This window comes from Janibacter melonis, assembly GCF_003721155.3.
Classification (GTDB): Bacteria; Actinomycetota; Actinomycetes; order Actinomycetales; family Dermatophilaceae; genus Marihabitans; species Marihabitans melonis.
Genome location: NZ_CP044548.2, coordinates 2,145,646 through 2,166,279, shown reverse-complemented (window position 1 = coordinate 2,166,279; position 20,634 = coordinate 2,145,646). Strand labels below are relative to the sequence as shown.

At 73.5% G+C, this 20,634-nt stretch carries 22 protein-coding genes; 7 read left to right on the top strand and 15 right to left on the bottom strand.

Translation table 11 applies throughout. The annotated features are described in order from the left end of the window. Positions 1 to 10: 10 nt before the first annotated feature. Positions 11 to 1,186: an MFS transporter gene (locus tag EEW87_RS10330; RefSeq protein ID WP_123093762.1), complete on the bottom strand. Its 1,176-nt coding sequence runs from the start codon at positions 1,184 to 1,186 to the stop codon at positions 11 to 13. Positions 1,187 to 1,309: 123 nt separating this feature from the next. Here EEW87_RS10330 and EEW87_RS10325 point away from each other — a divergent pair, with 123 nt between their 5' ends. Next, positions 1,310 to 1,774 (top strand): MarR family winged helix-turn-helix transcriptional regulator, encoded by a 465-nt coding sequence (locus EEW87_RS10325; protein WP_123093751.1) that lies wholly within the window; start codon positions 1,310 to 1,312, stop codon positions 1,772 to 1,774. A gap of 22 nt (positions 1,775 to 1,796) precedes the next feature. Next, positions 1,797 to 2,474 (top strand): HAD family hydrolase, encoded by a 678-nt coding sequence (locus EEW87_RS10320; RefSeq protein WP_163562425.1) that lies wholly within the window; start codon positions 1,797 to 1,799, stop codon positions 2,472 to 2,474. Here EEW87_RS10320 and EEW87_RS10315 read toward each other — a convergent pair. From EEW87_RS10315 to EEW87_RS10295, 5 genes are all read right to left on the bottom strand, one after another. Then, a complete protein-coding gene (locus EEW87_RS10315) occupies positions 2,432 to 3,295 on the bottom strand; it encodes an ABC transporter ATP-binding protein (protein ID WP_123093749.1) in 864 nt (287 codons plus the stop codon). The two genes, EEW87_RS10320 and EEW87_RS10315, sit on opposite strands and share 43 nt — an antisense overlap. Continuing rightward, positions 3,292 to 4,305, bottom strand: coding sequence for a FecCD family ABC transporter permease (locus EEW87_RS10310; RefSeq protein ID WP_123093761.1), 1,014 nt, complete (start codon positions 4,303 to 4,305; stop codon positions 3,292 to 3,294). Before EEW87_RS10310 ends, EEW87_RS10315 begins: the two co-directional genes overlap by 4 nt. A gap of 71 nt (positions 4,306 to 4,376) precedes the next feature. Continuing rightward, the gene (locus tag EEW87_RS10305) at positions 4,377 to 5,432 is read right to left on the bottom strand and encodes a FecCD family ABC transporter permease (RefSeq protein WP_123093748.1); all 1,056 of its coding nucleotides are present in this window, start codon (positions 5,430 to 5,432) and stop codon (positions 4,377 to 4,379) included. 7 nt (positions 5,433 to 5,439) lie between these two features. Then, positions 5,440 to 6,480 (bottom strand): iron-siderophore ABC transporter substrate-binding protein, encoded by a 1,041-nt coding sequence (locus EEW87_RS10300; RefSeq protein ID WP_123093747.1) that lies wholly within the window; start codon positions 6,478 to 6,480, stop codon positions 5,440 to 5,442. A 176-nt stretch (positions 6,481 to 6,656) separates the two neighbouring features. Beyond that, entirely contained in the window at positions 6,657 to 7,469 is an 813-nt protein-coding gene (locus tag EEW87_RS10295) for a spermidine synthase (protein ID WP_123093746.1), read from the bottom strand. Between the two features lie 33 nt (positions 7,470 to 7,502). Between EEW87_RS10295 and EEW87_RS10290 the strand changes: the two genes are divergently transcribed. Next, positions 7,503 to 7,877, top strand: a complete 375-nt coding sequence (locus tag EEW87_RS10290; protein ID WP_123093760.1) for a sterol carrier family protein — start codon at positions 7,503 to 7,505, stop codon at positions 7,875 to 7,877. Positions 7,878 to 7,891: 14 nt separating this feature from the next. Here EEW87_RS10290 and EEW87_RS10285 read toward each other — a convergent pair whose 3' ends face one another. Then, positions 7,892 to 8,971 (bottom strand): Gfo/Idh/MocA family protein, encoded by a 1,080-nt coding sequence (locus EEW87_RS10285; protein ID WP_225985107.1) that lies wholly within the window; start codon positions 8,969 to 8,971, stop codon positions 7,892 to 7,894. A 60-nt stretch (positions 8,972 to 9,031) separates the two neighbouring features. On the opposite strand from EEW87_RS10285, the gene EEW87_RS10280 reads away from it, so the two are divergent. Further along, the gene (locus tag EEW87_RS10280) at positions 9,032 to 9,340 is read left to right on the top strand and encodes a hypothetical protein (RefSeq protein WP_123093745.1); all 309 of its coding nucleotides are present in this window, start codon (positions 9,032 to 9,034) and stop codon (positions 9,338 to 9,340) included. A 39-nt stretch (positions 9,341 to 9,379) separates the two neighbouring features. Beyond that, positions 9,380 to 10,951, top strand: coding sequence for an amidophosphoribosyltransferase (gene purF / locus EEW87_RS10275; RefSeq protein ID WP_123093744.1), 1,572 nt, complete (start codon positions 9,380 to 9,382; stop codon positions 10,949 to 10,951). A gap of 136 nt (positions 10,952 to 11,087) precedes the next feature. On the opposite strand, the gene EEW87_RS10270 is transcribed toward purF, so the two are convergent. From EEW87_RS10270 to EEW87_RS10260, 3 genes are read right to left on the bottom strand one after another with little or no spacing between them, the layout of a single operon-like run. Then, entirely contained in the window at positions 11,088 to 12,299 is a 1,212-nt protein-coding gene (locus EEW87_RS10270) for an MFS transporter (protein ID WP_123093743.1), read from the bottom strand. Positions 12,300 to 12,313: 14 nt separating this feature from the next. Further along, positions 12,314 to 12,754, bottom strand: a complete 441-nt coding sequence (locus EEW87_RS10265) for a MarR family winged helix-turn-helix transcriptional regulator (protein ID WP_224766745.1) — start codon at positions 12,752 to 12,754, stop codon at positions 12,314 to 12,316. 48 nt (positions 12,755 to 12,802) lie between these two features. Further along, on the bottom strand, positions 12,803 to 13,360 hold the full coding sequence (locus EEW87_RS10260; RefSeq protein WP_123093742.1) for a DinB family protein: 558 nt from the start codon (positions 13,358 to 13,360) through the stop codon (positions 12,803 to 12,805). 139 nt (positions 13,361 to 13,499) lie between these two features. On the opposite strand from EEW87_RS10260, the gene purM reads away from it, so the two are divergent. Beyond that, positions 13,500 to 14,606: a phosphoribosylformylglycinamidine cyclo-ligase gene (gene purM, locus EEW87_RS10255; RefSeq protein WP_123093741.1), complete on the top strand. Its 1,107-nt coding sequence runs from the start codon at positions 13,500 to 13,502 to the stop codon at positions 14,604 to 14,606. Continuing rightward, complete coding sequence (locus EEW87_RS10250; protein WP_123093740.1) at positions 14,606 to 15,226, top strand: helix-turn-helix transcriptional regulator; 621 nt, start codon at positions 14,606 to 14,608, stop codon at positions 15,224 to 15,226. The genes purM and EEW87_RS10250 overlap by 1 nt, the downstream gene beginning before the upstream one ends. A gap of 18 nt (positions 15,227 to 15,244) precedes the next feature. Here the strand turns inward: EEW87_RS10250 and EEW87_RS10245 are convergent, their stop codons facing one another. From EEW87_RS10245 to EEW87_RS10225, 5 genes are all read right to left on the bottom strand, one after another. Further along, the gene (locus EEW87_RS10245; RefSeq protein WP_123093739.1) at positions 15,245 to 15,442 is read right to left on the bottom strand and encodes a DUF3073 domain-containing protein; all 198 of its coding nucleotides are present in this window, start codon (positions 15,440 to 15,442) and stop codon (positions 15,245 to 15,247) included. A 151-nt stretch (positions 15,443 to 15,593) separates the two neighbouring features. Further along, positions 15,594 to 16,733, bottom strand: coding sequence for a glycosyltransferase family 4 protein (locus EEW87_RS10240; RefSeq protein ID WP_123093738.1), 1,140 nt, complete (start codon positions 16,731 to 16,733; stop codon positions 15,594 to 15,596). Continuing rightward, entirely contained in the window at positions 16,730 to 18,460 is a 1,731-nt protein-coding gene (locus tag EEW87_RS17220; protein ID WP_123093737.1) for an ATP-binding cassette domain-containing protein, read from the bottom strand. The genes EEW87_RS10240 and EEW87_RS17220 overlap by 4 nt, the downstream gene beginning before the upstream one ends. Continuing rightward, the gene (locus tag EEW87_RS10230; protein WP_240341578.1) at positions 18,447 to 19,322 is read right to left on the bottom strand and encodes an ABC transporter permease; all 876 of its coding nucleotides are present in this window, start codon (positions 19,320 to 19,322) and stop codon (positions 18,447 to 18,449) included. The genes EEW87_RS17220 and EEW87_RS10230 overlap by 14 nt, the downstream gene beginning before the upstream one ends. Positions 19,323 to 19,354: 32 nt before the next feature. Beyond that, positions 19,355 to 20,614 carry a nucleotide sugar dehydrogenase gene (locus tag EEW87_RS10225; protein WP_123093735.1) on the bottom strand — a complete coding sequence of 420 codons (1,260 nt, stop codon included), beginning with the start codon at positions 20,612 to 20,614 and terminating at the stop codon, positions 19,355 to 19,357. Between the last annotated feature and the right edge of the window lie 20 nt (positions 20,615 to 20,634).

Genomic DNA, 20,634 nt, shown 5'->3' with positions numbered 1-20,634 from the left:
GACCCACGGGTCAGGCGGCCGTCGTGCGTCCCGGGGTGCGCGACGACGCGAGCCGCTCAGCCACGACGACGACGAGCAGGGCGAGCGCGGCCATGCCCGCGCCGACCCAGATCGGCGAGGTGTAGCCCAGCCCCGCCGCGATGGTCGTGCCGCCGATCCACGCGCCGATCGCGTTGCCGACGTTGAAGGCCGCGATGTTCGCCCCCGAGGCGAGGGTGCGCGCCTGCCCGGCGTGGCTCATGACGCGCATCTGCAGCGGCGGCACGGTGGCGAAGCCGAAGCCGCCCATGAGCACGAGCGAGACGACCGTGAGCACCTGCGACGACGCGGTGAGCGCGAAGCCGGTCATGACGACGGCGAGCATCCCGAGGGTGACGACGAGGGTGCGCGGCACCGAGACCTGCGCGGCGCGCCCGCCGAGCGCGTTGCCGGCGAGCAGCCCGACGCCGAAGAGCACGAGGAGCCACGGCACGGTCGTCGCGGCGAAGCCGGTGACGCCGGTGAGCGTGTACGCGATGTAGGTGAAGGCGCCGAACATCCCGCCGAAGCCGAGCACGGTGACGAGCAGGGAGAGCCAGACCTGAGGAGACCCGAAGGCGGTGAGCTCTCGGCGAAGGGAGGTCGTCCCCCCCTCCTCGCCGGCCCCCTTCGGCACGAGGAGCGCGATCGACGCGAGGGCGACGACGCCGATGACGGTGATCGCCCAGAAGGTCGAGCGCCAGCCGAGCTGCTGGCCGAGCAGGGTGCCGAAGGGGACGCCGAGGACGTTCGCCGCGGTGAGACCGGTGAACATCACGGCGATCGCACCGGCCTGGCGGTGCGGCGGCACGAGGGAGGCGGCGACGACCGAGCCGATGCCGAAGAAGGCGCCGTGGCACAGCGCCGCGAGGACGCGACCGGCGAGCATGACGGCGTACGTGTCGGCGAGCGCCGACAGGGCGTTGCCCGCGACGAAGAGGACCATGAGGGCGAGGAGCACCTGGCGGCGCGGCAGCCGGGTCACCGCCGCGGTGAGCCCCAGCGCCCCGACGGCCACGGCCAGTGCGTAGCCGGAGATGAGCCAGCCGGCGGTCGCCTCGTCGACGGCGAAGTCCGAGGCCACCTGCGGCAGCAGGCCCGCGATGACGAACTCCGTGAGGCCGATGCCGAAACCGCCGACCGCGAGGGCGACGAGCCCCGCAGGGATGCGTCGGGCCGGCACCTCGGGCGCGGTGTCGTGAGCAGGTAGTGAGCGTGTGCAAGTAGTTTCCACGCGGACGAAGGTAGTTGCACGCGCTGACTACTGCAAGTCGCTGATAAACTCAGTGCCATGGGTATCGCTGATGACGCCGTGGAGATCCGGGCTCGGGGGTGGCGCACGCTCGCGGCGCTCCATGGGCTCGTCGAGACCGCGATGGAGCGCGAGCTGCAGCGCGAGCACGGCATCTCCGTCGTCGAGCTCACCGTCCTCGACGCGCTCGACCGCCAGGACGGGTGGCACATGAGGATGCAGCAGCTCGCCCGGGCCGCCGCCCTGTCGAGCAGCGCGACCACCCGGCTCGTGACCCGGCTCGAGGACCGCGGTCTGCTGACCCGCGTCCTGTGCGCCGACGACCGCCGCGGCATCTACACCGAGCTCACCGCGGCGGGCCGCGACGCGCTGCGCGAGGCCCTGCCCACCCACGACCGGGTCCTGTCCGAGACGCTGGCCACGGCGTCGGGGCGTCCCGAGCTCGCCCCGCTCGTCGAGGCCCTCCACGCCCTGCCGGCCGCCCCGGAGCCCGCCGATGCCTGAGTCCGCGATGCCTGAGCACCCGATGTCTGAGCCTCACGGGCCCGCCGGTCTGGTGATCTTCGACTGCGACGGGGTGCTCGTCGACTCCGAGCGCCTCAACGTGCGCACCTGGCGCCGGATGACGACCGACCTCGGTCTCGACCTCAGCGACGAGGACGTCGTGCACACCTTCGTCGGCAAGGCCTACGCCGACAACCGGGTGCGCCTCACCGAGCTCGTCGGGCGTGACCTCGACCCCGCCTGGGAGCGCCGTTTCCGGGCGGAGTTCCGCGCGAGCCACGCCGAGCTCGAGATCATCCCCGGCGCCCGGCACGCGCTCGAGGCCTGCGTCGCGGGCGGTCTCGAGGTGTGCGTCGCATCGGGGTCGATGCGCCAGGCGCTCGAGTACAAGCTCGAGGCGACCGGGCTCGCCGGGCTGCTGCCGCCGTCCGCCCGCTTCAGCAGCGAGGAGGTCGAGCGCGGCAAGCCCGAGCCCGACGTCTTCCTCCTCGCCGCTCGCTCCATGGGGCACGACCCCGCCCGGTGCGTCGTCGTCGAGGACAGCCTCGCCGGCGTCGCTGCCGGCCGGGCGGCCGGGATGCGGGTGGTCGGCTACGAGTCCGACATGACCCCGCACGCGTGGTTCGCCGAGGCCGACGCCGTCGTCACCGACATGGCTCAGGTACCGGCGGTGGCCGCCGACCTGCTCGCCGCCGGCTGACCCCCTTCGCCCCGGGCCGCGTGATGACGGCCGATGGGGATCATGAGGGGCTTGCCCGAGACGGGGTCGACGATGACCGAGCTCTCGATGCCGAAGACGGCCTCGACGAGCTCGGGGGTGAGGATCTCGCCGGGCTCGCCGCACGCGTGCAGCCCGCCCTCGCGCAGCGCGACGAGGTGGTCGGCGTAGCGGGCGGCGAGGTTGAGGTCGTGCAGGACCATGACGACCGTCGTGCCGCGGCTGCGGTTGAGGTCGGTGAGCAGGTCGAGGACCTCGACCTGATGGCTGACGTCGAGGAAGGTCGTCGGCTCGTCGAGGAGCAGCACGCCGGTCTCCTGCGCGAGGGCCATGGCGATCCACACCCGCTGGCGCTGCCCGCCCGACAGCTCGTCGACGGCCCGGTCGACGAGCTCGACGGTGCCGGTCGCCTCGAGGGCGTGGCCGACGGCCCGCTCGTCCTCGGCGCTCCAGCGGGCCAGGGCGCGCTGGTGCGGGTGGCGACCGCGCGAGACGAGGTCACCGACGGTGATGCCCTCGGGGGCGATGGGCGACTGCGGCAGCAGACCGAGCTCACGGGCGAGCTGCTTGGCCGGGGTGCGGTGCACCTCGCGGCCGTCGAGCAGCACGTGCCCCGCGCGGGGCCCGAGGAGGCGGGACATCGAGCGCAGCAGCGTGGACTTGCCGCAGGCGTTCGGCCCGACGATCGCCGTCATCGCCCCGGTGGGCACGGCGAGGTCGAGCCCGGTGATGACGGCGGGCGCACCCGGGTAGCCGACGGTGAGGTCCTCGACGACCAGGCGGGGCTGCGGTGCAGGGCTCATGACGTGCCTCCGACTCGGTTGATCCGGACGATGAGGTAGAGCAGGTACGGGGCGCCGAGGATGCCGGTGACGACGCCGACCGGCAGGCGGGTGCCGAAGGCGTGCTGGCCCGCGAAGTCGGCGACGAGCGTCAGCAGGGCGCCGACGAGAGCGGCCGGCACGAGGACCGAGCCGTGCGGGCCGACCACGCGGGACGCGATCGGCCCGGAGAGGAAGGCGAGGAAGGCGATCGGCCCGGCCGCCGCGGTCGCGACGCAGACGAGTCCCACCGCTGCGACGACGGTGAGCAGGCGCAGCCGCTCGACCCGCACGCCGAGGGCGCTCGCCGCGTCGTCGCCGAGGTGCGAGATCTCGAGCCTGCGCGCCTGGAGGAGCACGACGGTGCCCAGGACGAGCAGGGCCGCGGTGACCGGCACGACCTCCTGCCACCGCGCGCCGTTGAGCGAGCCGGTGAGCCAGCGCAGGGCCTGGAGGATCTGGGTGTTGGTGGCCCGCTCGAGCTGCCAGGCGATGACGCTCTGCATCATCGCCGCGATCCCGATGCCGACGAGGATGAGCCGGGTGCCGGCGGCAGTGCCCCGGCGGTAGGCGACGAGGTACATCGTCAGCGCGACGGCGAGCCCGGCGCCGACGGCCAGGCCCGAGACGGTGAGCCCGCTGAGCCCGAAGGACACGATGGCGATGGCGGCCGCGGCGCTCGCGCCCTCGGTGACCCCGATGATGTCCGGGCTGGCGAGGGGGTTGCGCAGCAGGGTCTGGAAGGCCGATCCGGCCAGCCCGAAGCTCAGCCCGACGACCACGGCGAGGCAGGCGCGGGGCAGCCGCAGCTCGCCGACGACGAAGCTCGCGCCGGGGACGCTCTCGCCGAGGACGACCTGCAGGACCTCGCCCGGGCTGTAGGTCTTCTGGCCCAGGCAGAGGCTGAGGACGAGCGCGAGGAGCACGAGGACCGCGAGCGCGGTGACGACGGCTGCGCGGCGGACGCGTCGTTGCCGGCGTCCGGTGCGCATGAGGTGCACGGTGCGCTCGCTCGGTGCCGGGCGCGGGACCTGGCCCGGGACAGGGGCGGTGGCCGGGGCGCTCACAGCTCGCGCACCCGGCGCTGGCGGACGACGGAGATGAAGACGGGGGCGCCGACGAGGGCGGTGATGATGCCGACGTCGACCTCCGAGGGCGGCGCGACGACCCGGCCGAGGACGTCGGCGACAAGGAGCAGACAAGCACCGCCGAGCGCGGCGAAGGGGAGCAGCCACCGGTGGTCGACACCGACGAGGAGCCGGCAGAAGTGCGGGACGACGAGCCCGACGAAGGCGATGGGCCCGGCGATCGCGGTCGTCGCCGCGGCGAGGACGACGGCGCCGAGGGCGGCGACGAGCCGGGTGCGGTGCACGTCCTCGCCAAGACCGGCCGCCATGTCGTCGCCGAGGCCGAGCATGTTCAGGCCCCGGGCCTTCCACGCGCACAGGAGCGCGCCGACGGCGAGGAAGGGCAGCATCTGCCACAGCTTGTCCGCGGTCGCGCCGCCGACCCCGCCGATCTGCCACGAGACGACGTTCTCGGAGATGTCGGGGCGGGGCAGGACGACGGCGGTGACGAAGGACGTAAGGGCGACGGTGGTTGCCGCGCCGGCGAGGGTGAGCTTGAGCGGCGTGGCGCCGCCGCGCCCGGAGGAGCCGACGCCCCACACGAAGGCCGAGCTGATGGCGGCCCCGAGGATCGCGACCCAGATGTAGCTCGTCGCCGACGCCAGGCCGAACCACGCGATGCCGGTGACGACGGCGAGGGAGGCGCCGGTGTTGACGCCGAGGATGCCCGGGTCGGCGATGGGGTTGCGCGTGATGCCCTGGAGGACGAGGCCCGAGACGGCCAGGGCCGCGCCGGCGAGGGCGGCGAGCGCGGTGCGCGGCACCCGCTTGGCGACGGCCGCCTGGGCGTACGTGTCGGTCGAGCCGGTCGCCCCGGCGACGACGTCGGACCAGCCGACGCCGCGCGAGCCGAGCACGACCGACAGAGCGCACAGCGCGAGGAAGACGACGGCGGTGACGGCCAGCCAGGTGGCACGGACCCGCCGAGAGCGCTGCAGGGGTGCAGCGCTCTCGGCGGGCGACGTGGTGGCCGCGGTCTCGGCCTGGGTCACGCGTGGGTCACTTCTTCGTGTACGCGGCGGCGTCGTCGAGCAGGGTGACGTAGTCGCCGATGAGCGCCGGCAGCGACAGCGCCGTCGGGTTGGCGGCGGTGCCGATCGGCTTCGTGCCGTCGAGGTTGACGATCGCCTTGTTCTTCACGGCCGGGAGCTTCGAGAGCACGGGGTCGCCCTCCAGCGCGCTGATGAGCTCGTCGCCGCCGTAGGTGATGATGACGTCGACGTCGGCGAGCTCGTCGGCCCGCTCGGCGCTCATCGAGCCGGAGAAGTCCCTGCTCTTCCCGCTGGCCTTGACGACGCTCGGCGCGATCTCCATGCCGAGGTCCTCGACGTACTGCGAGCGGGTGTCGGCGGCGCTGTAGAAGTTGATCTCGCTGAGGTCGGACGTGTCGACGTGGGTCATGAACATCGCCGTCGTGCCCTCGAGGTCCGGGTGCTCGGCCAGCGTCTCCTCGATCTGGCCCTCGAGGTCGGCGACGAGCTCTTCGCCCTCCGCCTCCATGCCCAGGCCCTTGGCGTTCTGGACGATCGAGTCGCGCCACGGGGTCGCCCACGGGGCGTCGGGGTAGGCGACGACGGGAGCGATCTTCGACAGCGTCTCGTAGTCCTCCTTCGACAGGCCCGAGTAGCCCGCGAGGATGACGTCGGGCTCGGTGGAGGACACGGCCTCGAAGTCGATGCCGTCGGTCTCGTCGAAGAGCACGGGCGTCTCGGCGCCGAGCTCCTCGAGCTTCTCCGCCGTCCACGGCTGCACGCCGTCGCCGTCGTCGTCGCCCCACGTCATCTTCGACATGCCGACGGGCACGATGCCGAGCGCGAGCGGCACCTCCTGGTTGGCGAAGTCGACCGTGGCGACGCGCTCGGGCTTCTCCTCGATCGTCGTCGACCCGAAGGCGTGCTCGACGGTCACCGGCTCCCACTCGCCGCTGGCCGAGCCGGACCCGGAGGCCGCGTCGGAGCTGCTCGGGGTGTCGGTGCCGCAGGCGGCGAGGGTGAGGGCGAGGGTGACCGCGGCGGGGGCGGCGAGACGGGACATGCGCATGAGGTGAGTCCTTCGATTAGGTAAGGCTTACCTAAACCCTAGGGCACCTCCGGAGTGCCGCGCGCACCACCCCTTCGCCGAGGTATGGGGATCGGTCGGCTGAGATGGCCGCGCAGGGCCGATTGCCATACCTCGGCGAAGGGGGGAGGGCGAAGGGGGGAGGGGCGGGGCGGCGGTCAGCGCACGCGCCACGCGCCGGGGTCCGGCGCGGTGGGCGGCGGCACGTCCTCGCCGTCGTGGATCGGTCGGGCCCCGCCGGCGCGGGCGAGCAGCTCGCCCGGCGTCATCACCCCCGAGGGGAAGGGCCAGCGGCGCAGCTGGCGGGTGATCGCGTCGACGTCGACCCCTTCGGGGGAGGCCACGAGCACGGCGTTGCCGTAGCGGCGGCCCTTGAGCACGTCACGCAGCGCGACGAGCGCGACCGGGCCGACCCCCTCGCGCATCCCGGCGGCGACCCGCACGAGGTAGCGCAGCCCCGGGTCGTCCGGGCAGTTCATGAGCACGACGCCGCCGGGTCGCAGCACTCGCGCGACGTCGGCGAAGAACTCCTGGGTGACGAGGTCGGCGGGCACGGCCCCGTCGGCGAAGGCGTCGACGACGACGACGTCCGCGCCCGCGTCGGCGAGGGCGGCCACCCCTTCGCGTCCTCGCTGCGGGCGCACCCGGATCCGGTGCCCGCGGGGCAGCGGCAGCTCGCGGCGGACGAGCTCGGTGAGGGCGGTGTCCGGCTCGAGGACGACCTGGGGCGAGCCCGGGCGGGTGGCGTGGACCCAGCGCGGCAGGCTCAGGCCGGCGCCGCCGACGTGGGTGATCGCGACCCGCGGGTGGGTCGACGCGGGCAGGAGGGCGTCGATCACGGCGGCGAGGTGCTGCACGTACTCGAAGACCAGGCCCTCGGGGTCGTCGAGCGAGACGTAGGACTGCGGCTGACCGCCGACGACGACGCTCACACCACCGTGCTCGTCATGGACCAGCTCGACCTCGCTCACGCCCTCACCCTAGGTGTGGGCGAGGATGTCGCCATGCCACGACGGATCAGCGACGAGGACGGCCGCGCCGCCCTGGCCCGGTGGGCCGCGACGGAGAGCCCCGACCGCGCGACGACGGGGACGGCGGTGCGCTGGACCCTCACCCTGCTCTCCGAGGCGGCCCCGGGCCGCTCCGTCGAGGTGCGGGTCCCTCCCTTCGGCGCCGTGCAGTGCGTCGAGGGCCCGGTCCACACCCGCGGCACGCCCCCGGCCGTCGTCGAGACCGACGCCGCGACCTGGTTGCGCCTGGCCGCGGGGCAGACGGCCTGGGCCGACGCCCAGTCGGCCGGGGCCCTGCGCACGAGCGGCAACCGCACCGACCTCTCCGCCCACCTCCCCCTACGAGCTGCTGCAGGCAGCACGTCGTAGCGCGAAGGGGGGAGTCAGGCGAGCTGGGAGCGGATGGAGTCCATGTGCTCCATGAGGGCGACGGACTCGTCGAGGGGCATGAGCGGCGACTCGGTCTCGCCCGCGTGGACGCGAAGGGCGACCTCGCAGGTCTCGTGGCGCAGCCCGCGGTGCATCTCGACGGGGTCACCGGTCATCTCGTCGAGCACGACGTCGTCGCTGCCGACGAGGCGCATCGTCGTCGGCCCGTAGAACTCGCCGTCGAGCTCGAGGCGGGCCCACCGGCCGGCGATCACCGCGGTCGTCGGCGTGCGCGTCGACATGTCGCACGACAGCGACCCGACCGCACCGCTCGGGCCGCGGACCGACATCGCGACGCGGGCGTCGACCCCTTCGTCGGTGAGGGTCCCGGCGGCGGCCACCCGGTCGATCCCGCCGAGGACCATCGAGGCGAAGGACAGCGGGTAGATGCCGAGGTCGAGCAGCGAGCCGCCGGCCAGGGCCGGGTCCGCGAGACGCCGGGGGCCGTCGGGCCACAGCCGCTGGCCGTGGTCGGCGAGCACGGTGGACAGCTCGCCGAGCAGCCCGAGGTCAAGCACCTGGCGGACGACGTCGTAGTGCGGCAGGAAGCGGCTCCACATCGCCTCCATCGCGAAGACCCCGGCCTCGCGGATCGCCGCGACGAGCTCGCGGGCCTGGGCGGCGTCGGCGGTGAAAGCCTTCTCGACGAGCACGTGCTTGCCGGCGCGCACGGCGAGCAGCGCGTGCTCGAGGTGCTCGCTGTGGGGGGTCGCCACGTAGACGACGTCGACGTCGGGGTCGGTGACGAGATCGGCGTACGACCCGTGGGCGCGCACCGGGCCGTGCTCGCGCACGTGGGCGCCGCAGTGCTCGTCGACGAAGGCCTGCGCCCGCCCGAGGTCGCGCGAGCCCACGGCCACGACCTGCTGCTGGGTGCTGCCGTGCTCGCCGACCTCGATCGCGTGCACCATCTCGCTGGCGATCCAGCCCGCGCCGAGCACCCCCCACCGCAGCCCCGGCACCTCTGCCGGGTCGGGCCGGGTCGAGGTCGGCAGCTTCATCTCGGGCACGTCGGCCGTGCGTCGTCCGCTCATCGTCACTCCTGCTCAGGTGGTCGCAGGCGACGCTACTGCCCGCGGTGAGACCATGGAGGGGTGAGACCTGATGACCAGACCGGTGAGACCCCCGTCGCGACGGGGGAGGAGCAGCCCCTGCCGGCGCGCGTGCGCCGGCGTCGGCGGCGCGGGGCCCCGATGGTGTGGCGCTGGATCGGCACCGGGGCGATCATCGGCTTCGCGCTGCTCGGCGCCTACGCGATGACGAGCGACAACGTCAACGAGGCGACCCGGCAGTCGTACTCGGCGACGACGGCCGTCGGATTCATGGGCATGCTCGGCGCGTGCATCGGGGCGCTCGTCGCCGCCGTCGTGCTCGCGCTCGTCATGGGCCGCGACCGCCGGTAGAGACCTGGGCAGCACGCCCGCTGTGGGAGGATGAGGCACGTGGCTCGCGGAGACGGACAGCTGTCGCACGACCTCATGCCCGGGGAGAAGGGGCCGCAGGACGCCTGCGGCGTCTTCGGGGTGTGGGCACCCGGCGAGGAGGTCGCCAAGCTCACGTACTACGGGCTCTACGCCCTCCAGCACCGCGGCCAGGAGTCGGCGGGCATCGCGACCTCCGACGGCCGCTCGATCCTCGTCTACAAGGACATGGGCCTGGTGAGCCAGGTCTTCGACGAGCGGGCCCTCGGTGCCCTGCGGGGTCACCTCGCGGTCGGCCACTGCCGCTACTCGACGACGGGCGGCTCGACGTGGGAGAACGCCCAGCCCACCCTCGGCGGTCATGACGACGGCACCGTGGCGCTCGCCCACAACGGCAACCTCGTCAACTCCGCCGAGCTGCGCGACCTCGTCGACGCCCGCCTCTCCGAGCGTGGTCGCCCCGCCGAGGACGGCACGTGGCGCGACGCGACGCCCAGCGGCGAGCTGCGCTACGGCAACACGACCGACACCGCGCTCGTCACCGCACTGCTCTCGGACAACCCCGACCGCACCCTCGAGGCCGCGGCGCTCGACGTGCTGCCGCGCTGCAAGGGCGCCTTCTGCTTCGTCTTCATGGACGAGCACACCCTCTACGCCGCCCGCGACCCGCAGGGCCTGCGCCCGCTCGTCATCGGGCGCCTCGAGCGGGGCTGGGTCGTCGCCTCCGAGACCGCGGCGCTCGACATCGTCGGCGCCTCGATGGTCCGCGAGGTGGAGCCCGGCGAGCTCATCGCCATCGACGAGGACGGCCTGCGCAGCCACCGCTTCGCGAAGGCGGAGCCGAAGGGCTGCGTCTTCGAGTACGTCTACCTCGCCCGCCCGGACACGACGATCAACGGTCGCGCCGTCCACGAGGCGCGGGTCGAGATGGGCCGGGCGCTCGCCCGCGAGCACGCCGTCGAGGCCGACCTCGTCATCCCCACGCCGGAGTCCGGCACCCCCGCGGCGATCGGCTACGCGCAGGAGTCGGGCATCCCCTACGGTCAGGGCCTGGTGAAGAACGCCTACGTCGGCCGGACCTTCATCCAGCCCAGCCAGACGATCCGACAGCTCGGCATCCGGCTCAAGCTCAACCCGCTCAAGGACGTCATCAAGGGCAAGCGTCTCGTCGTCGTCGACGACTCGATCGTGCGCGGCAACACCCAGCGTGCCCTCGTGCGCATGCTGCGCGAGGCCGGGGCCGCCGAGGTGCACGTGCGCATCTCGAGCCCGCCCGTGCGCTGGCCCTGCTTCTTCGGCATCGACTTCGCGACCCGGGCCGAGCTCATCGCCACCGGCCTCGGCACCGCCGAGATCTGCACCTCGCTGGGCGCCGACAGCCTCGGCTACATCAGCGAGGACGGCATGATCGCCGCGACCGAGCAGCCCCGCGAGGCGCTGTGCACCGCGTGCTTCTCCGGCGTCTACCCCATCGAGCTGCCGTCGAGCGAGCGTCTCGGCAAGGGCGTCCTCGAGCTCCAGCTCGGCATCGACGAGCACGCCGACGTCACCGAGGTCGGCACGCTCGACGTCGAGCGCGCGACCCGGGGCTGACCCCTTCGCCCCTCGGCACGGTCTCCCGTCCCGACCGCCCCACCTCCGACGCGAGCTACCACGCAGTACTGGTCGTGATGACGACCAGTACTGCGTGGTAGCTCGGTGGGGCGAAGGGCGAAGGGCGAAGGGGGAGTCAGGTCCCCACGGTGACCGCGGCCGCCTCGACCTCGGAGCCGACCGGCTCCGCGCCGTGGTCGGGCTGGTCGTCGATCGCCCGCACGAGGGTGCGGCCGGTGAGCAGGACCGCGACCCCGAGGAGCACGGCGACCGCGCCGACCCAGAAGGGCAGGTGCGCCGAGCGCTCGCCGAGGACGCCGGCCATCCACGGCGCGACCGCGCCGCCGGCGAAGCGCACGAAGCTGTAGGCCGCCGAGGCCACGCTGCGCTCGACCGGCGCGATCTTCATGACCGTCTCGGTGATGAGCGTGTTGTTGATGCCGAGCAGGGCGCCGCTGACGATCGTGCCGACGACGAGCACCGGCTTGTGCTCGGTCCACACGCCCATGACTGCGAGCACCGCGGCGAAGGCGACGAGCGCCCCGGCCATGCCGGCGAGCGCTCCGACCCGGCGCTGGACGACGGGGGCGACGACGACGGAGAAGACCGCGAGGAGCAGCCCCCACCCGAAGAAGACAAGACCCACCTGGCGCTCGGAGAGGTCGAGCGGGAAGGGGGTGAAGGCGAGCAGGGTGAAGAAGCCGACGTTGTAGAGCAGGGCGGTGAGGCCGACGGTCAGCAGGCCGCGGTGGCGCAGGGCCCGCAGCGGGGCGCCGAGCGAGGTGGGTGGGCCGGCCGGCTCGGTGTCGGGCAGGGTCACCCACGTCACGACGAGGGCGACGAGCATGAGCGCGCTCACGCCGAAGAAGGGCCAGCGCCACGAGACGGAGCCCAGGGCCCCGCCCATGAGCGGGCCGGCGGCGATGCCCAGTCCGAGGGCGGCCTCGTAGAGGACGATGGCCTGGCCGACCGACCCCTTCGCCGCCTGGACGATCGTCGCGAGCGCGGTCGCGACGAAGAGCGCGTTGCCCAGGCCCCAGACGGCGCGGAAGCCGACGATGCCCCCGATGGAGTCCTGGGCGCCAGCCAGGCCGGCGCCGACGATGATGATCGCGAGGCCGAGCATGAGGGTGCGCTTGGGCCCGATCCGGCTGGAGACCCAGCCGGTGGCGAGCATGGCCACGCCCATGACGGCCATGTAGCTCGTGAAGAGCAGCGAGACTTGCGACGGGGTCGCGCCGAGCTGGTCACCGATGGGCTTGAGGATGGGGTCGACGAGGCCGATGCCCATGAAGGCCACGACGCTCGCGAAGGCGACGGACCAGACGGTCCGGGGCTGACGCCACATGTGAGGAGTCCTCTCTACGAAGGGTCCGACGCCGGCCGGGTCGCCTCGAGGAGCTCGCCGAGGACCGCGACGGCGTCGCGCAGCCTCGTCTCGTCGACGGCGGCCCGCTCGACGACCGGGGCCAGCGCCGCGCCACGCGACCGGCGGATGCCGGCGATGCGCTCGGCGCCGGCGGCGGTCAGCGTCACGAGGGTGGCGCGCGCGTCGGCGGGGTCAGGGGTGCGTGCGACGAGACCGAGGCCCTCGAGGCGCTGGACGGCCGTCGTCATCGACGGCTGTGAGCTCTCGTCGGCGTCGGCGAGCGCGGTGACCCGCGCGGGACCGATCTCGTCGACGAGGACGAGGACGCGCGCCTGGGCCGAGGGCATGCCGAGGTCGGCCGCGCGGGTGGCCCAGCGGGACAGCCGGGCAGAGGTCCGCAGGAGCTCGTCGGGCAGGGCGTCGGAGGTCGTCACCTCCCGACTATTACATAGATAACCTATGTAAATCCACCGGGATGGACGTCAGCCCATCGTCCGCTGGCCGTCGATGCTCTCGCGGATGATGTCGGCGTGGCCCGCGTGCTGGCTGATCTCGGCGAGGAGGTGCAGGGCGACCCGGCGCACCGACCAGCTGGCCCCGGGCTCGAACCACGGCGCCTGCGGCAGCGGGCTCGAGCGGTCGAGGTCGGCCTCGCGCAGGAAGTCCTCGGTGCCGGCCGCGACCTGCTCGACCCGGCTGCGCAGGTGCGCGAGGGTGTCGCCCTCGTGCAGGACGAAGCGGGTGTCCTCCCACTCGCTGCCCGACCAGTCGCCGTCGTTGCTCGCGCCCTCCGCCGCTACCGCCTCCCAGTCGACATCGGACTCGTACACCCCGGACCCGCCGAAGGCGTCCGCCCCTCGTCGGGCGAAGTCGACCCACTGCTCCTCGGTGTCGGCGACGTGCTTGAGCAGCGACGCGATGGTCAGCGCGCTCACCGTGCTCGCGGTGCGCGCCTGCTCCTCGCTCAGCCCCTCGGCGGTCTGGAGCAGGAAGCCGCGATGCCGCCCCAGGCTCTCGATGATGTCGTCTCGCTCGGCCATGCCCGCCCCCTTCGTCGACCGGCGGGCGCTCCCCGTGCCCGCTGCACATCTCTCACGGTAGGGGCGACCACCGACGACGTCACCCCCTGCCGGCCGGACCAGCGGTGGCCCGACGCCGCCGACGCACTACCCTGGCCGCGTGAGCGAGCCCATCACCTATGCCTCCGCCGGTGTCGACGTCGAGGCGGGCGACAAGGCCGTCGAGCTGATGAAGGAGTCGGTCCGGCGGGCCCAACGCCCGGAGGTCCTCGGCGGGCTCGGCGGCTTCGCCGGCATGTTCGACGCCTCCGCCCTCGTCGGCATGCGATCGCCGGTCCTCGCGACGAGCACCGACGGCGTCGGCACGAAGGTCGCCGTCGCCCAGGCGATGGACCGGCACGACACCATCGGCCAGGACCTCGTCGCCATGGTCGTCGACGACATCGTCGTCTGCGGCGCCGAGCCCCTCTTCATGACCGACTACATCGCGACGGGCTCCGTCGTCCCCGAGCGCGTCGCGGCGATCGTCAGCGGCATCGCGAAGGGGTGCGAGCTCGCGGGGGTCGCCCTCGTCGGCGGCGAGACCGCCGAGCATCCCGGGCTGCTCGAGCCCGACGAGTACGACGTCGCGGGCGCCGCGACCGGTGTCGTCGAGCGCGACGCGATCATCGGGCCGCAGACCGTGCGTCCCGGCGACGTCGTCCTCGGTCTGGCCTCCTCGGGCCTGCACTCCAACGGCTACTCCCTCGTGCGTGCCGTCCTCGCCCAGGCGGGGTGGTCCTACGACCGCGAGGTGCCCGAGCTGGGCCGCGCCCTCGGCGAGGAGCTGCTCGAGCCCACCCGCATCTACACCCTCGACCTGCTCGACCTCATCCGCTCCGACGTCGACGTCCGGGGCCTGAGCCATGTCACCGGCGGCGGGCTGGCTGCCAACCTCGCGAGGGTGCTGCCGGCCGGCACGCTCGCGCGCGTTGACCGGGCGTCGTGGACCCCGCCGCCGATCTTCTCGCTCGTCGGGTCGCTGGGCCAGGTGCCCCGCGCCGATCTCGAGCGCACGCTCAACCTCGGCGTCGGCTTCGTGGCGGTCGTGCCGCCGGAGCACGCCGACGCGGCGATCGCCCGGCTCGCCGAGCGCGACCTGCCGGCCTGGGTGCTCGGCGAGGTGCACGAGCGCGAGGGGGCGCCGGTCGAGGACGGCGTCGAGGTGGTCCAGGGCGCGAAGGGCGTCGACGGGGGAGCGGTCCAGGTCGTCGGCGAGCACGGCTGATGCTGCGGGTCCTCGTCGCGGACGCCGACCCCACCTCACGATCGGGGTGGGTGGCGCTGCTCGAGGCCGAGCGCGACCTGCGGGCCCGGCCCGCAGTGAGCGCCGCGGAGCTCGTCGAGAGGTGCGAGTCGGCCGACGTCGTCCTGCTCGTCGTCGGCGACCGCACGGCACCCCGGATGCCCGAGCTGCTCGCCGCCGTCTCCGACCGCAGCGAGACCCCGGTCGTCGTCCTCGCCGCCACGGCGACGGACGAGCTCGTGCCGCAGGCCATCGAGCAGGGAGCTGCGGGAGCTCTCGTCGCCGATGCAGCGCCGACGCAGGTCGTCGCCGCGGTGCACGCGGCCGCCGGTGGTGCGAGGGTCGACACCGACACGGGCATGGTCCCCGTCACGGGGCCGCTCGTGCAGCGCGTGAGCCACGAGGCCAGCCCGCTGACCGCCAAGGAGGTCGAGATCCTCGCGCTCGCCGGTGAGGGGCTGAGCAACCAGGAGATCGCCGGTCGGCTCTACGTCAGCGTGTCGACGGTGAAGTCGCACCTCTCGCACGCCTTCGGCAGGCTCGGGGTACGGCACCGGGCTGCGGCGATCGCCGAGGCCCGCAGGCGCCGGGTGCTCCCCTAGGGGCGCACCCGGCTGAGATCACCTGTCGCGAGGGGCCCACTCGTCGTAGCCGTCGTCGTCATCCGAGGTGCGGTCGTCGCCGACGGACCGCCGCTCGTCGTGACCGGTCTGTGTGTGGAGTTCCCGCTCAAGCGCCCGGAGGTCGGTGTCAGGCGAGTAGTACTTCAGCTCGCGTGCGACCTTGGTCTGCTTGGCCTTCGCTCGGCCGCGCCCCATGGCGTGACCCCCTCATGCGTAGTGCGGGACGGCCATGACCTCCCATGAGGCGAGCTCACGAGCGGCTGGGCGGTCCCGGATCTGTGGTGTCTGTCGTGGGCCTAACGCTACATGAGACGGCGACGATTCCGCGCCTCGGCCCGGCCCGCCCCTACGCGTCGCGCACGGGCCGCGCCGCCGCTGACACGGCCGCGACGAAGAGGGGCGCCTGGACGGCCCAGTCGTAGCGCTCACGGGCGAGCGCGTGGCCCCGTCGGCCCATCTGCGCGGCCCGCTCGGGGTCCGCGTGCAGGGCGAGGACGGCCCCCGCCGCGGCGGCCGCGTCGCCGAAGGGGACGACGACCCCCCCGTCGCAGGCCTCGACGAGCTCGACGGCGAGCGGCAACGGCGTCGTCACCGCGGGCACGCCGTGCGCGAGGTACTCGACGACCTTCGTCGGGGTGCTCGGCCGGTAGTTCGGCAGGTCGTGGAGCAGCGAGAGCCCCGCGAGCGCGCCGTCGAGCATGGCGCCGGCCTGCTCGGCAGGTACGAAGCCGTGCCACACGAGGTCGCCGGCCGCCGCGGCCTCGTCCAGGGCGTGCTGCGTCGCGGCGTCACGGGCCGGGCCGATGACGTGCAGCACCGGCGCCCGCGGGCCGCTCGCGCGCAGGGCGCGCCCGACCTCGACCATCTCGGCGGCACCGCGCGCCATCGTCACGTTGCCGAGGTAGACGACCCGGTCGCGACCTGGTGCGGCGACCCGAGGGGGGACGCTCGCGGCGTTGGGCACGACGGGATGGGTCCGCGCGAAGCGCTCCTGGTAGCCCGGCTCGGCGAGCAGCAGCTGCCACCGACGCTCGACGAGACGCTCGACGCGGCGCCATCCGCGCGCGACGACCGGGCGAAGGGGGCGCGGCAGCCACTCCTTGACGACGAGGGCCGCCGCCGGGTCCTCGTGGACGTCCCACACGCGCCGGCCTCGGGCCAGACCGGCGAGAGCCGGGACGAGCTCGGGGTCGTGGACGACGACGACGTCGTGCTCGGGGGCGAGTCGTCGCACGAGCCGGCGGGCCGCGACGGCGGCACGCAGGCGCCGGCGCCCGGCCGCCCGGGGCAGGTCGACGACGGTGAGCCCCTCCGCCGGGTCCGGCGCGACGTCGTACCCTGCGAAGGGGGCGGCGTAGGTGACCTGCCAGCCCGCGTCGAGCAGGGCGCGGACCTCGCGGTGGCGGATCCGCGAGTCCGAGGGGTGGTGGACGACGGTGACGACGAGCGCGCGTCGCGGCGCGCCGGAGGTCTGGGCCGGGCTCACTGCTCGCCGACGAGCTCGCCGAGCTCGCGGCGCACCCCGTGGCCGACCCGGTCGGGGCCGCCGACGACGACGACCGACCGCGGGCGCAGCCGGCGCACCTCGTCGAGCACGGGCGGGGGCACCTCGTCGGTGAGCAGCCACAGGACGGGGCGTCCGGTCTGCGCGGCCGCGAGGACGGTGACGAGGGCCTCGCCGGTGGCGGTGACGAGGGTCGTGAGGAGCGCGTCCGGCGCGGTCCGGCCGGTCGCGGCGGAGCGGTCGACGAGCTGCTGCATCGGCCCGCGTCGGGCGTCGTGCTCGACGGGTGCGATCGCGCCCAGCCGCTCGACGTCCGTCGCCGGCAGGACGCCCTCCTCGCCGCCGACGACGACGCGGGCCGGGGCCCACGACGCGACCGCGGCGAGCGTCTCGTCGTCGAGACCGGCGTCGTCGACGACGAGCAGCGGCTGGCCGTCGAGCGCCGCCTCGGCCGAGTACAACGTGCTCATCGAGCCCGGGTCGTCGCGCAGCACCCGCAGCGTCGCGCCCGGTTGCGGCGGGGCGATCTCGAGCACCCTGCGGCCGATCTCGGCCGAGGTGCGGCCGTCGACCCGGTCGGTCGGCCCGATCTTGCGCAGCTGGTCGACGACCTGGCTGCTCAGCTGGTCCTCGTCGCCGACGACGACGACCCGCGCGGGCTGCAGCCGCGAGAGCTCGTCACGGGTCGAGCCCGGGGCATTGCCCTTGTGCGAGAAGAGGACGGGCCAGCCCAGCCGGGCGGCGGCCGGCACGACCTGACGCATGATCGCGGCGCCGCGGCTCGGCACGACGAAGGCGCCCTCGACGCCGCTGTCGTAGGTGCGCGCGCTGAGGCGGGCGGCCGTCTCGACGCGGTTGCGCCCGCCGACGCGCTCGACGCCCGGCACGTCCGGCTCGGAGGGGGTGGGGTCCTCCCCCTTCGCCCGACGGCGCTGCCGCTTGGGCAGGGTCTCCTCGTACGCGCCGAGGACCTCCTCGGTCGGGCCGTCCATGACGAGCCGGCCCTGGTCCATCCACAGGACGCGGTCGCAGATCTGGCGGATGCTGCCGTTGGAGTGCGAGACGAGGAAGACGGTGCCGGCGCTCTCGCGGATCGAGGCGATCCGCTCGGCGCTGCGCTCGCGGAAGTCGGCGTCGCCGGTCGCCAGCGCCTCGTCGATCATCAGCACGTCGGGGGCGGCGGAGGTCGAGATGGCGAAGCGCAGACGCGCACCCATGCCGGAGGAGTACGTGCGCATCGGGCGGTAGACCGCGTCGCCGATGCCGGAGAAGTCGACGATCTCGTCGAAGCGCTCGCGGATCTGCGCGCGGCTCAGACCGAGCGCCTGGCCGCCGATGTAGATGTTGCGCTCGCCGCTCAGCTGGCTCATGAGGACGGCGTTGACGCCGAGCAGCGAGGGCTCGCCGGCGACCCAGATCCGCCCCTTCGTCGGGGGGATGAGGCCGGCGACGGCCCGCAGCAGGGTCGACTTGCCCGAGCCGTTGCGCCCGATGATCCCGATCGACTCGCCGTGGTGGGCCACGAAGCTCACGTCGGTGACGGCGGGCACCTCGCGGGCGACCGCGGGCTGGTCGCCGCGGCGCCGCAGCCGGGAGACGAGGCCGCCGTCCCCGCTCGTCGTCGACGCGCGCCGGCTGCCGCCGACGACGCGGTAGACGATGTCGAGCCCGTCGACGACGACGGTCGGGCGCTGCTCAGCCTCGGCCATAGCGCGCCTCGTCGATCCAGAAGACGACCATGCCGACGGCGAGCAGCCCGACCGCCCACGCGGCCAGCGCCCACCACACGGTGAGGTCGAAGGGGTGGTCGGCCGGCGACATGAGGGCCTGGCGGGCGGCCTCGAGCGGCAGCGCGAAGGGCTGGTAGACCAGCACGTCGCCCCACAGCCCCGGCAGCCGGTCGGCGTACTGCGCGACGGGGAAGAAGACCCCCGAGGTGTAGCGCAGCAGGCGCACCACGACAGGGATGAGCTGGCCGATGTCCTTGCTCGCGTTGACCAGCCGTGAGCCGATGAGCGCGAAGCCCGCGAGGACACCGGTCTGCAGGAGGATCGCCGGGACGAGCAGGAGCCAGCGCACGCTCGGCGTCTCGTCCGTGAGCACCATGACGACGAGGAGCAGCGCGAAGGCCGGCAGCGCGGCGATGAGCTCGGTGAGCGCGACCGACAGCGGCAGCACCGCGCGGGGGAAGTGCAGCGCCCGCACGAGGTTGAGGTTGCTCGTGACCGACTTCGAGCCCCGGGTGATGACGCTCGAGGTGAAGGTGAAGAGCACGACGCCGATCGAGAGGAAGCCGACCTTGTTGCTCACCGAGCCGGTCGTCCCGAGCAGCACCCCGAAGATGAGGAAGTAGCTCGCGATGAGCAGCGCCGGGTTGAGCAGGTTCCACAGCTGGCCGAGCCGGTTGTCGTGGTTCTTCGCGTACGACTGCGCCGACGACAGGGTCCACAAGAAGGCCCTGCGTCGCCACAGGTCACGCAGGTAGCGCCCGAAGGGGGGCCGGGTGCCGAGCTCGGTCAGCCCGTGGCGCTGCGCGAGGGCCGTCGCCTCGGCACTGCTCAGGCTCGGCACCGGGGTGAGGGGGGCCCGGGACGGGCCCGTCGTCACAGCCGCTCGACCCGCTCGCCGTCGGTGGCGACACCGCGCGTGTCGAAGAAGCGCTTGGCCTTGGCCGCGAGGGCGTCGACGTCGTAGCCCTTGTGGTTCTGCACGAGGATCGTCAGGTCGGCGTCGCCGACGGCCGCGTCGAGGTCGGTGACCCGCTCGGCGTCCGGCACCGCGCGCCACTGCTCGACCTTGTCGTCGTGGTAGCGCACGGTGGCGCCCTTCGCGACGAGCTGCTGGGCCAGGGGCACGGCGGGCGACTCGCGCTGGTCGGCGATGTCGGGCTTGTAGGTCACGCCGAGGAGCAGGACCGAGGAGCCGCGCAGCGACTTGCTGTCCTCGTTGAGGATGTTCTGCGCACGCTGCACGACGTAGGCCGGCATCGTCGAGTTGATCTCCTGGGCCAGCTCGACGAAGCGGAAGGGGTAGCCCAGCTTCGCGCGGACGTTGTAGGAGAGGTAGTTGGGGTCGATCGGGATGCAGTGACCGCCGACGCCCGGGCCGGGGTAGAAGGCTTGGAAGCCGAAGGGCTTGGTCTTCGCCGCGTCGATGACGTCCCACAGGTCGATGCCGAGGTCGTGGCAGAAGCGCGCCATCTCGTTGACCAGGGCGATGTTGATGTGGCGGTAGGTGTTCTCGAGCAGCTTGGCCGTCTCGGCCTCGCGGGTGCCCTTCGCGCGCACGACGGTGTCGACGAACTGGCCGTAGAAGGCCTCGGCGGCGTCGCCGCAGGCAGGGGTGTGGCCGCCGACGACCTTCGGGGTGTTCTTCGCGCCGAAGGTCTCGTTGCCCGGGTCGATGCGCTCGGGCGAGAAGGCGAGGTGGAAGTCGGTGCCGGCGGTCAGGCCCTTGGCCTCGAGGACGGGGCGGACGACCTCGTCGGTCGTGCCCGGGTAGGTCGTCGACTCGAGGATGACCGTCTGGCCCGTGGTGAGGTGCTCGGCGATCGTCGCGACGGCGGCGTTGACGGGGCCGAGGTCGGGGCCGCCGTCCTCGGCGAGGGGGGTGGGCACGCAGATGACGAGGGTCTTGACCTCGCCGAGCTTGCTCGCGTCGGTCGTGGCCTCGAAGCCCGCACCGATCATCTCGGAGATGTGGTCGTCGGTGAGGTCGTCGACGTGGGACGTCCCGGCGTTCAGGGCGTCGACCACGCCCTGGTTGACGTCGAAGCCGAGGACCTTGAGGCCGACACGCGAGGCCTCCTGCGCCAGGGGCAGGCCGACATAGCCCAGCCCGATGATCGCGACGTCGAATGCCACAGTCGTTTCCTTCGTCAGTG

Coding starts and splice junctions, on each gene's coding strand:
- EEW87_RS10325 (WP_123093751.1), top strand. CDS start 1,310: ATGGGTATCGCTGATGACGCCGTGGAGATCCGGGCTCGGGGGTGGCGC.
- EEW87_RS10320 (WP_163562425.1), top strand. CDS start 1,797: ATGTCTGAGCCTCACGGGCCCGCCGGTCTGGTGATCTTCGACTGCGAC.
- EEW87_RS10315 (WP_123093749.1), bottom strand. CDS start 3,295: ATGAGCCCTGCACCGCAGCCCCGCCTGGTCGTCGAGGACCTCACCGTC.
- EEW87_RS10310 (WP_123093761.1), bottom strand. CDS start 4,305: ATGCGCACCGGACGCCGGCAACGACGCGTCCGCCGCGCAGCCGTCGTC.
- EEW87_RS10300 (WP_123093747.1), bottom strand. CDS start 6,480: ATGCGCATGTCCCGTCTCGCCGCCCCCGCCGCGGTCACCCTCGCCCTC.
- EEW87_RS10290 (WP_123093760.1), top strand. CDS start 7,503: ATGCCACGACGGATCAGCGACGAGGACGGCCGCGCCGCCCTGGCCCGG.
- EEW87_RS10285 (WP_225985107.1), bottom strand. CDS start 8,971: ATGAGCGGACGACGCACGGCCGACGTGCCCGAGATGAAGCTGCCGACC.
- EEW87_RS10270 (WP_123093743.1), bottom strand. CDS start 12,299: ATGTGGCGTCAGCCCCGGACCGTCTGGTCCGTCGCCTTCGCGAGCGTC.
- EEW87_RS10260 (WP_123093742.1), bottom strand. CDS start 13,360: ATGGCCGAGCGAGACGACATCATCGAGAGCCTGGGGCGGCATCGCGGC.
- EEW87_RS10250 (WP_123093740.1), top strand. CDS start 14,606: ATGCTGCGGGTCCTCGTCGCGGACGCCGACCCCACCTCACGATCGGGG.
- EEW87_RS10245 (WP_123093739.1), bottom strand. CDS start 15,442: ATGGGGCGCGGCCGAGCGAAGGCCAAGCAGACCAAGGTCGCACGCGAG.
- EEW87_RS17220 (WP_123093737.1), bottom strand. CDS start 18,460: ATGGCCGAGGCTGAGCAGCGCCCGACCGTCGTCGTCGACGGGCTCGAC.